At 45.5% G+C, this 10,692-nt stretch carries 10 protein-coding genes; 6 read left to right on the forward strand and 4 right to left on the reverse strand.

Annotated features, from left to right (window positions below; all coding sequences use genetic code 11):
• On the forward strand, positions 1 to 1,798 hold a 1,798-nt coding region (locus A3763_RS18425), incomplete at its 5' end, for a penicillin acylase family protein (protein WP_068760313.1).
• A gap of 1 nt (position 1,799) precedes the next feature.
• Here A3763_RS18425 and A3763_RS18430 read toward each other — a convergent pair.
• Together A3763_RS18430 and plsB are read right to left on the reverse strand one after the other, a co-directional pair.
• Positions 1,800 to 2,267 (reverse strand): DUF1499 domain-containing protein, encoded by a 468-nt coding sequence (locus A3763_RS18430; RefSeq protein ID WP_082872067.1) that lies wholly within the window; start codon positions 2,265 to 2,267, stop codon positions 1,800 to 1,802.
• Positions 2,257 to 4,743 carry a glycerol-3-phosphate 1-O-acyltransferase PlsB gene (gene plsB, locus A3763_RS18435; protein ID WP_068514686.1) on the reverse strand — a complete coding sequence of 829 codons (2,487 nt, stop codon included), beginning with the start codon at positions 4,741 to 4,743 and terminating at the stop codon, positions 2,257 to 2,259. The genes A3763_RS18430 and plsB overlap by 11 nt, the downstream gene beginning before the upstream one ends.
• Positions 4,744 to 4,995: 252 nt before the next feature.
• On the opposite strand from plsB, the gene A3763_RS18440 reads away from it, so the two are divergent.
• The 5 genes from A3763_RS18440 to murI are packed head-to-tail and all read left to right on the forward strand — an operon-like array spanning position 4,996 to position 9,661.
• Complete coding sequence (locus A3763_RS18440; RefSeq protein ID WP_068514689.1) at positions 4,996 to 5,214, forward strand: hypothetical protein; 219 nt, start codon at positions 4,996 to 4,998, stop codon at positions 5,212 to 5,214.
• Positions 5,189 to 6,139 (forward strand): ABC transporter ATP-binding protein, encoded by a 951-nt coding sequence (locus A3763_RS18445; RefSeq protein ID WP_068514691.1) that lies wholly within the window; start codon positions 5,189 to 5,191, stop codon positions 6,137 to 6,139. The genes A3763_RS18440 and A3763_RS18445 overlap by 26 nt, the downstream gene beginning before the upstream one ends.
• Positions 6,136 to 6,870: an ABC transporter permease gene (locus tag A3763_RS18450; protein WP_068514694.1), complete on the forward strand. Its 735-nt coding sequence runs from the start codon at positions 6,136 to 6,138 to the stop codon at positions 6,868 to 6,870. The genes A3763_RS18445 and A3763_RS18450 overlap by 4 nt, the downstream gene beginning before the upstream one ends.
• 12 nt (positions 6,871 to 6,882) lie before the next feature.
• Complete coding sequence (locus A3763_RS18455; protein WP_068514696.1) at positions 6,883 to 8,802, forward strand: Gldg family protein; 1,920 nt, start codon at positions 6,883 to 6,885, stop codon at positions 8,800 to 8,802.
• A gap of 13 nt (positions 8,803 to 8,815) precedes the next feature.
• Positions 8,816 to 9,661: a glutamate racemase gene (murI, locus tag A3763_RS18460; protein ID WP_068514699.1), complete on the forward strand. Its 846-nt coding sequence runs from the start codon at positions 8,816 to 8,818 to the stop codon at positions 9,659 to 9,661.
• On the opposite strand, the gene A3763_RS18465 is transcribed toward murI, so the two are convergent.
• Together A3763_RS18465 and A3763_RS18470 are read right to left on the reverse strand one after the other, a co-directional pair.
• On the reverse strand, positions 9,634 to 10,290 hold the full coding sequence (locus tag A3763_RS18465; protein ID WP_068514702.1) for a bifunctional 2-polyprenyl-6-hydroxyphenol methylase/3-demethylubiquinol 3-O-methyltransferase UbiG: 657 nt from the start codon (positions 10,288 to 10,290) through the stop codon (positions 9,634 to 9,636). The two genes, murI and A3763_RS18465, sit on opposite strands and share 28 nt — an antisense overlap.
• An 81-nt stretch (positions 10,291 to 10,371) precedes the next feature.
• Positions 10,372 to 10,692: EAL domain-containing protein (locus tag A3763_RS18470; protein ID WP_156495168.1), on the reverse strand; the 321-nt coding region annotated here is incomplete at its 5' end.

Consider the following 10,692-nt stretch of genomic DNA (forward strand, 5'->3'; position numbering starts at 1 on the left):
AGTGCAGGATATTATTCTTATATCGCGAATGACGAGCTACCTGACTTTGGCGCAATCGCAGGCGGAAGTAGAACGTTTCTTTATTGAATTGACGCAATCAGGCGTCTCTACAGAAGCTCTGGCTGAACTATTTCCCATTGACGTTAAGCGTTTTGACCGTGAACTGGTGGAGAGTATTCAGCTTCAGGAACGAATTGTTCCGCGTGAAGTGATCTGGAATCAGGCCTTGCCTAGAATGATGGCGTCTAACAATTGGGTTGTCGCAGGCAGCCGTACAAAATCTGGGCGAGCAATCATGGCCAATGATCCTCACCTGGAAGTAAATCGTTTGCCCAATGTTTGGTGTGAGCAAAGCTTATCATGGAGCGGCGGTTCGCTAATCGGAATGGGGATGCCCGGTTTGCCTGGTGTGTTGGTTGGTCGCAATAAGCAGGTTGCTTGGGGAGTGACTTATACCTTCATGGATACGGTAGATAGTTGGGTAGAAGATTGTAAGGGTGGGCAGTATCGGAAAGACGGTGCTTGGCATGATTTCGCTACTCGCAGAGAGGTGATAAAACGGAAAAAGTCAGCGGATGTTGAGCTTTGTTATTACGAGAATAAGCATGGCGTACTCGAAGGTGATCCGGCTATCGCGGGTCATTACATTGCTACGCGTTGGGCTGCTGCAGATTCAGGTGCTGCGTCTATTATGGCTGCCTTGAAGATGGGGGATATGTCTTCAGCTGCAGAGGCAATGGCTACCTTGGGTAAGATCGAGTCAGCCTGGAACTGGGTGATTGCTGATTCTGAGGATAACATTGCTTATCAGATGTCGGGTCTAATGCCTAAGCGCTGTGCTGGTTGGAATGGGTTTGTGCCAATATCGGGCTGTGATTCAAACAATGATTGGCAGGGTCTGGTGGATATAGAAGACTTGCCTTGTGCCTATAATCCCGAAAATGGCTATTTAGTCACGGCGAATCAGGATCTAAACCACCTGGGGCGTGTTGATCCAATTAATATGCCGATGGGGGATTACCGAGCGAGTAGAATTGAAGAGGTATTGGCGAGCCATAAAACGCACGATATCGAATCAATGAAAGCTCTGCAGATGGACGTTTATTCAAAGCAAGCAGGGTTGTTTCTAGATATTCTATTGCCGCTGCTGGAATCAAATGGTGAAACAGGTGAACTCTATCAGATGCTTAAGCAATGGGATCACCGTTATGACCTGGACTCTATAGGCGCTCCAGTTTTTGAGGCATTCTATGATTTACTGAGAAAAGAAGTCTTTGGTTTGCAGAGGATAGGTTTGGGTGGCGATGTGATTGAGCACTTATCCCAGGATAGTGGATTGTTTATCGATTTCTATCAGAATTTTGACCGTATATTAGTGAGCGATAAATCTGCCTGGTATTGCGATATCACACGCGATGAAGCCTACCTTTCAGCCTTCAATAAACTCAAAGCACTAAAGGAGCCGTTATCGAAGAAGCATAATCAGAGTTGGGGAGAGGTGAATACTATTGCTTTGAACAATATTGTATTCCAAGGGAAGCTGCCGACCTTGCTCGGTTTTGATACTGAGTCGATACCCTTGCTGGGCGGGCGGGCAACGCCTCACCAAGGTCAGGTTTATCGTAGCGCTGGGCGTGACACCAGTTTCGCGCCATCGGTGCGTTTGATTGCTGATATGGGCGAGTCAAGCTTACATACTTGTTTGGCAGGCGGTCCTTCAGATAGTCGCTTCTCGCGATGGTATAAGTCCGGATTAGACGATTGGCGTGTCGGACGTTATAAAATCCTGGATAGCTGAGCTAGTCCGTGGGTGAGATAACTTGTTTTGTTAGCAAAGACTCGCGAAGTTGTTCTGTTCTTCGGTAGTTAACCAATAGGTCAGATATTCCTAGTAGAGAGCCTGAACGTACATTCAATGTTTCTGTATTAGCTTGATAAAGTACCTCGAAATAGTCGACAAAGCCAAATATTTGAGAATAACTTTTTGCGTAAATATAGCCCTGATATTGATGTGAAATCTCGGTGCGAGGGAGCTGGTTTACACTAGCAACTACATGTGGCCACGCCTTTTCAAAAGGCATGGATAGGGAAAACTGATCTATTTTGTGAAAAAAGGTACTTGCTTCAGTTGAGACGCAATTAGGCAGTGGTGGGCACCAATTGAGACTAGGTTCAGGATCACTTTGTTGTAGCGGGCTGACAGCGCAGCCACTTGTCATCGCTAGCAGAGTAAGGCTGACATAGAGAGCACAGTTCTTAGGCTTCAAGTGCTGTCACTTCCATAATTGCCTGGCGGAGTTCTGCGTTCAGAACAAATTTTGCTTCCTCTATTACACGTTCAACATCTTCACCGTATACCAACTTATTGGCGCCATTAAGTGTTAAGAATTCCTTTTTTTGCAGCGTTGCAATGAAGTTTCGGAACAGTGCTTTGTCAAAAAACTCCGGGGCATTGAGACCAAAGAGAATCGACATGCGTTCAGCCATAAGTGTACTCTGTTTTTCAAGTTCTTCGGCATCAAGCTTCCCTGAACCACTACGCGTAAGAATGGCAACAACTATGTAGTAGCGTTCCAAGGTCTGGATGATCAAACGAGATAAGATGGACAAGTTTACGAAGGCCTCACTGCCGCTTGCCGGACGAGTAATGTACTCACCGTTGTCAATTACCAGCTTGTGTTGGATGAGTACTTTTAGCCAGTCTTCAAATACTGTTTCGACCTCGTCACTGCTCCAGCGAAGGAAAAGTTCTGCCTGAATGTAAGGGTAGATTGATTTGAACAGGCTATATAGCTGAGTTTTCTCAATGCGACTGTTATTTTGCATTAAACAGGCGATCAAAGAGGGGATTGCGAACAAGTGAAGTATATTATTTCGGTTGTAAGTGAGCGACACAGCATTTCTATCGGTCAGGCTAATAATGTCGCCCAGTTCTTGTTTTTGCCTCTCGACCAGGTGCATATTTTCAGCGTACTCAATCCAGTCAAAGCCATCACCTTCGGCAAAAGTGATATCTTCGCTGTAAGGTTGTTCTTTTAACAGGCTATTGAAGCAGTTCATTACGCGGCCTAGTACTTTCGCATCCATGGCATAGCGTTCGGTTGCCAGTAGTACCAAGGCAGTGAAATTAATAGGATTAATCGCAGCGGAGCTATTGATTCCGGTAACGATTTCCTGAGAGAGCTTGTCGACAAAACCGGACAACCATTGCGGTTTCTCGGTTTGCATTCCCGTAAAGTCTCGCCAGTTTTCTTGGTGTTGGTCCAGGTAGGCCTCAAGGTAGATAGGTTCACCAAAGTTCAAGCTAACTTTACCAAAAGAGCGGCGTAGGTTTTTAAGTGATTTGAATAGGCCAAATATAGACTCTTTTTGCTTCTTGTTGCCACGAAGCTCGCCTTGATAAGAACTGCCCTCTAATACTTTCTCATAGCCGAAATAGGTGGGTACAAAGGCGATAGGCTTTTGTTGGTCACGGAGATAGGAGGTGACAGTCATCGCTACCATGCCAGCGCGAGGCGAAAGTGTGCGTCCTGTGCGGCTTCTACCACCCTCAACAAAGTACTCTACTGAGTAGCCGCGTTTGAAAATGGTGTGGATATACTCAGAGAAAACCGTTGAGTACAGAGGGTTGCCCTTGAAGCTTCGGCGCATAAAGAAAGCACCGCCGCGGCGTAAAATTGAACCGACAATAGGAAGGTTTAAGTTAATGCCCGCTGCAATATGTGGCACCATGATTCCCTCTTCAAATAATTTGGAAGAAAGTAATAGGTAATCGATGTGGCTACGATGACAAGGTGCGTAGACGACAGCGTGATCTTTGGTGACATCACGGACTTTGTCGACATTGTTAGCGCTGATACCGTTATAAATCTTATTCCACAGTTTATTGAGTAAACGTTCAAGAAAATGGATGGTGGATATTTGTAAGTTGGAAGCCAGTTCGTCTGCGTAGCTTAAAGCTATTTGTCTGGACTGGGCTGGTGTCTTACCTTCTTCACTGGCGTGTTTCTCAATTGCGGCTTTCACTGGGCCGCTATTAATAATGCCGTGAACGAGGTTTTGTCTGTGAGATAGGTTCGGGCCCAGCACGGTTTGGCGTACACGACGAAAGTGAACACGTAAAATACGAGCGGCTTTTCGAGCACAAATCTTCTCGTCTTGCTTACTTTCCTCGAGCATTTGTTGCACAGAAAGTGGCTGATTGAATTGTACTAGGCTGCGACGGCCGTGAAGGAGTATTATCAAGAGCTTTTTGAAAGGCCCGGATACCGCCCAGCCGTCAGAAAAAAGTAATCTAAACCATGACTTTTCTTTTTCGGGGGAGCGACCCCAAAATAAAGTGACCGGAACAAGTTGAACGTCCAATGGGTCTATATCGGAATTTTTATTGCTCTCGGCAATGGTCTTGACGATTTGTTTGAGCCGATTAGTGACCATAGGGGTTTGGCGTTTTTTAAACCAGTTTCCTTGACGTTCATACAAGAAGAAAAAAGAGCGCCTAACCGAGTTTTCATTGAGTTTGAGTTGTGCTTGGGCAGAAGGGAGTCCAGACTTAATGCAGCTGTTTTCGAGGACGAGACGAGCAGAGAGTGAGCTGTATTGTAAAACATAACAAACCGGCTTGTTCGGGTCTATTTTAAGGCTTTCCGTGTCGGCACCTTTTACTTCAACGCGAACCCACAAGAATAGAATTTTTCTTAGCAGGCTAAATAGTAAAGAACTTAATCCGAAAAAATGACTCATAAACTAAGGGTCTCCGTTTAGTTCAATTATGTGCAGTACCGGGTTGCTCTACTACAAGCATTCAGCGTCTTAACTTCTGTATATGGGCTGAATCATGTAATCGAGTTGTCGAGCAGTATATGTTGGTGGGCTAGTTTATAGGCAAGCCTGCCCCAAGGCAAAATTCACTTGTTTGCTGTCGGCCATAAATCACAGCTCTGTGGCTGCTTTATCTCAAGTCTTTCACATATTTGTAACCGCAAGGTTAAATCTGTGGGGCAAAAGATTACTACCTTGAAAGCTTTGCTGAAAACACTTGAAATTAAAGAGTACGCTCTCTATATTTTCCTGCCGGGCCTTACGATCAGAGAAGACCCGTCGACTCGCATTGTAGAAGAGTCTGTCGTGAGTCAATATGTTAATCATAACAATATGAATCTAGAGTTAATTCAATTCAGAGTAAACCATGATACAAGTTTCCAATCTTACTAAAAATTTTGATGACTTCTGCGCTGTAAATAATATCAGCTTTACTGTCAAACCTGGTGAAGTCTTAGGGTTTCTAGGGCCAAATGGCGCAGGTAAATCAACAACAATGAAGATCCTGACAGGGTTTTTGGCACCCAGTGAGGGGCAGATAGCGGTAATGGGACATGATGTTTTATCGGACCCGATTGCCGCCAAGAAAGAAATTGGTTATCTGCCTGAAGGTGCACCTGCTTATGCAGATATGACGGTTATCGCATCACTAAGGTTTATCGGTCAGGTGCGAGGTTTTTCTGGGGCTCAGCTGCAGACCCGAATTGACCAGGTTGTGGAAAAGGTCGCGTTGGAACCGGTTCTGAACAAGAAGGTAGAAAACCTGTCGAAAGGTTATTGCCGCCGTTTGGGGATCGCCCAGGCCTTGATTCATGATCCCAAAGTGCTAATTCTGGATGAGCCGACTGATGGCTTGGACCCAAACCAAAAACATCAGGTTCGACAGTTAATCCACGATTTGTCAGAAGACAAGATTGTTATTGTCTCGACGCATATACTTGAAGAGGTGAGTGCGGTTTGTTCTCGTGCCATGATTTTGGCTCAAGGAGCCATCGTCTTTGATGGAACGCCTGAAGAACTAGCTGCCATGTCAGAGCATCATAACGCGGTGACAGTCAGGCTTTCAGAACATAATGAAGACATTATCAGACAGCTGCAAGCTTTACCGCAGGTTGAATCAGTTGATAGTGACTCGACAGGTTCAATCAAGGCTTACCCAGTGAATGGGCAGGCGATTCTTGCACCAATTAACTCCGTGTTACATGCCGCCAATTGTCAGATAGAAGAACTGCATGTCGAGACGGGGCAGTTGGATGATGTCTTTAGGAAGGTAACAATCGAAGCAGAGCAGGCTGCTCGTACGGGAGGTCGCTCATGAACGTCATGAATATTGTATTAAAAAGGGAGTTGGCGAGTTATTTCTCAACGCCTGTCGCTTATATCTTTATCGTTATATTTCTAATGCTCAGTGGTGTGTTTACTTTCTATTTGGGGCATTTCTTTGAGCAAGGTCAGGCTGACCTTGGGGCTTTCTTTAACTTCATTCCCTGGCTATATCTTGTTTTGGTGCCTGCAGTGGCGATGCGCTTATGGTCTGAGGAACGTCGCAGTGGCACCATTGAGTTGCTAATGACTTTACCTCTATCTACTTTGGAGCTGGTGGTTGCCAAGTTTCTTGCGGCGTGGCTTTTTATCGGTCTGGCTTTGCTTTTGACCTTCCCTTTATGGATAACCGTTAACTATCTTGGGGAGCCTGATAATGGCGTGATTTTCGCTGGATATATTGGTTCATGGCTAATGTCTGGTGGTTTTTTGGCGATAGGTTCATGCCTGTCAGCAACAACGAAAAACCAGATAATTGCCTTTATTCTAACCTTGGTGGTGTGCTTTCTAATGGTGGTAGCAGGGTTTCCAATTGTTCAGGATGTTTTCTCGTCTTGGGCGCCGTTGTGGTTGGTTGATGGCTTCGCTAACCTAAGCTTCCTGACTCACTTCGATGCGATATCCCGTGGTGTTATTGATTTGCGCGATTTTGTTTATTTTCTTGTGCTCATTTCGGCCTGGCTCTATGCCACTGTTTTGGTCGTTGATATGAAGAAAGCGGATTAAGGGGAGATAGACATGACTAATTTAAAATCATCTAAAGGTTTATTGATTGTATTTATTGCCATGTTTGTGGTGATTCTCGTGAGCTCCAAACTGCTAAGCGGTGTTCGCTGGGATTTGACTGAAAATGGTTTGTATACCTTGTCTGACGGCACTAAGAAAATAATTAAAAGTCTTGATAAGCCCGTGAACTTAACCTTGTATTTTTCTGATAAAGCGAGTTCACAGCTTCCTGCTTTAAGGACTTATGCTCAAAGAGTCGAAGAATTGTTGCAAGAGTATGTAGGTCTATCTGACGGGAAGCTCAGCTTCGAAAAAGTAGATCCTGTGCCTTTCTCGGAAGCTGAAGATGAAGCTTCCTTGGCTGGCTTGCAAGGCGTGCCAGCAGGTTCCCGAGGTGACGAAATTTACTTTGGCTTGCGTGTACAGAATGAAGACGGCGCAGAAGAAGTGATTCCATTTATGCAGCCAGACAAAGAGGCATTCCTTGAGTATGAATTGACGCGTTTGATCTCGTCTCTGTCAAAGACGGCTTTGCCTAAAGTCGGAATTTATAGTGGCGTGGAAATCAATGGCGGCTTTGATTATATGACTCGACAGACACGTCCAGCTTGGTCGATTGTCGAATATATGCAGGAAGGCTTTGAACTGGAATGGATAGAAGACAATGCCACCGAAATTCCTGAGGTGGATGTGCTCTTGCTTGTTGCACCTCAAAACCTTTCAGATAGTTTGTTGTTTGCGATAGATCAGTTTGTCCTGAAGGGTGGGAGAACCTTGGTATTTCTCGACCCGTACTCTGAGGCACTTGCCGGACAAAGCGGAATTCCTTCTGTACAACGTTCAGATCTTAATAAGTTGCTGCCTGGCTGGGGTCTCCAGTTGCGCGAAGATGTGATCGTGACTGACTTCGCAAACTCTATGGTTGTCGGGCTTGGACAGAACCGAAATCCGGTGCGACATATTGGCTTGTTAGGGATGGACCCGAGCACGGCGAGCTCAGGCGAAGACATTGTCTTGTTCGGATTAGAGAGCATGAACTGGTCTTCAGCGGGTATCCTGGATAGTCTTGAAGACCGTCAGACGGAAGTGAATGTCTTGTTATCGAGCAGTGAACAGTCAATGCCACAAAAAGCTGAGCTCTTAACAAATCTGCAAGACCCTCAAGACTTATTGAATGACTTTGAACCAACGGGCGAGCGCTATGCCCTTGCTGTAAGAGTTTCAGGGAAAGCGAAGACCGCTTTTCCTGAAGGTGTAACAGTGCAGAAGCAGATCTTATCTGATAGCGATGAGCCAAATGCTGAGGGCGACTCTTTGGATGCCGAAGAGGTTCAGAAAACCGAAACAGTTAGCGAAACGCTTTTACCGGAAATAAGCGAAGGTGAGGCGCTTAACTTGATGATTGTTGCGGATTCAGATCTACTGACAGATCGACTGTGGATTCAGGTTCAGAATTTCTTTGGTCAGCAGATTGCCACGCCTTGGGCCGATAATGGTAGTTTCCTGGTTAATGCTCTGGAAAACTTTTCGGGGCATCCGGAGCTAATTCAAATTCGTAGTCAGGGGCGCTTTAATCGTCCTTTTGATAAAGTTGAAGATATACGTATGGCGGCTGAAGAGCGCTTCCTGGAGCAGCAAGAGTTGCTCGAAGAAGAGCTTCAGGCAACTGAGAGTAAGCTGATGGATCTGGAGCGTTTACGGGGTGAAGGTGATGGTGCTCTATTTACTGATGAGCAAGCCCAAGAGTTAGAAAGCTTTCAGGTTGAGAAGCTTAAAATTCGTAAACAGTTGCGAGATGTTCAGCATCAGTTGGACCAGGATATTGAAAACTTGGGTACGCGTTTGAAGTTGATTAATATCTTTTTAGTGCCTGTACTAGTTTGCTTGTTTGCGCTATTTGTCGCAATGCGCAAGCGTTCTGTGCAGCGCTAAAAGGCCTCACCCTTTGACACAGTCGCCCGCTGCTCGCTCGATTCTGGTACTAGATTCCGGAGTAGGGGGCTTGAGTGTCTGCCAATCGATTCTGGCGACAATGCCAGAGTTGCAAATTATCTATTTTGCAGACGACGCTTACTTCCCTTATGGTTTGTTGCCGGAGCAGGTGCTTCGGCAACGCTTAAGAGAAGTTGTCTCGGCAATGTTGCTCCAACATAAGCCAGAGCTGGTTGTTCTGGCTTGTAATACTGTTAGCACCCTAGTCCTGCCGGATTTACGGGCGGAGTTTGATGTGCCCTTTGTCGGCGTTGTACCCGCTATAAAGCCCGCAGCCCAGATGACCCAAAGCGCGGTGATAGGGTTATTAGCGACTCCGGCAACGGTTAAGCGCCAATATACAGATCAATTAATTAAGGACTATGCAAGTCATTGTTGCGTGGTTCGAATTGGTAGCAGTGAGCTTGTTGAACAAGCCGAAATGCACTTGTCGGGTTACCCAGTTGATCAAGCACTTCTTGCTCGAGTGCTGGCACCGTTTAAACAAGAAGTCGATGGCTCAAGGGTAGATGTGGTTGTCTTGGGATGTACTCATTTCCCTTTACTTAAAGATCAGCTTAGTGCCTTGCTTCCCCAGGTAAGCTGGGTAGATTCCGGTGAAGCGATTGCAAAGCGAGTGCAGCATTTGTTGGCTGGTGAGCAGGGGGTTATTCCAGGGCAAGATCTCTCTACAAAGAACGCGATTCATCAGATTTATTTTTCTGAGATGACGCCTAATGAAGAGGTGTTCTCGGAATCATTACAAGCCTTGGGCTTAGCTCAATACCAGCTTCACTGTTTCTCGGCCAGTATGGACTGAAATGCGGGTTGGCCCAGTACGCTAAAAGTCTGCTCTTTACAGAGCTTCAAACCCTTCTTTTCAAGTAGGTCTGCGTAATTGTAAAGGCCATGAATAGCATTGCCTGCGACCGCAAAGAAAGCCGTTGCGGCGGTTAGCCAGTAGGCTTGCTGAGCAGTCTTTTGAAATATATTGCCACTGGCAGTTTTAAAATCACCAATAATCACGTAGCCACCTGGTTTACACAGTTTGATCAGGTGGTCTAACACCGCATTCATTTTGTCTTTCTCAAATACTGTTAGAAAGAAGTTGGCAACCACGACATCATAATTAGCTTTTGCTTCATGCTTGAGTATGTCACCAAGGATAGGTTTAATATTGAGTGACTCCTTATCGGGGTGCTTCTCAATAAGTTTGAGGTTGGTATCCATCATTGTTGGTGATAAATCAATTAATGTCGATTCAGCACCGAGTTCAGCTGCTCTAATGGCATCATCACCTTGTCCCGCACCAGCAAATAAGACTTTACTACCAGTCTTGACGAGTTCTTCATCAAGCATCGCTAAGCGGCATTCCTGTATAGCATTGCCGCTATATAGTTTGCTTAAAGTGTCGTAGGAACGTCCAATTAATCTGTATTTGTCTAACATGGTTTGAGCTTTCAAAGAGAAGAGGCAGGTTTGACTATAAGGCTTTGCATTATTATGGATGTTCTGAGGAAAAAGGCCAGCTTATATCTCAATAAGCTGGCTCGCATTGTTGTTAATCTGTTCAAGTGCGTCACGGCCTGGAACGGCTCTACCAAAATAGAAGCCTTGAATCTCCTGGCAGCCCAAAGACTTTAGGTAACTTAGTTGAGTCTCGGTTTCGACGCCTTCGGCAACAATATTGAGTTTCAGGCCGTGGGCCATGGATACAATAGCATTAACGATGCAGGCATCATCGTGTGTATCTTCAATATCCTTGATGAAGGACTGGTCTACTTTCAAAGTATGAATAGGCAGTTTATGAATATAGTTCAGTGATGAATAACCCGTGCCAAAGTCGTCAAT

It is taken from the genome of Oleiphilus sp. HI0128 (assembly GCF_001635365.1).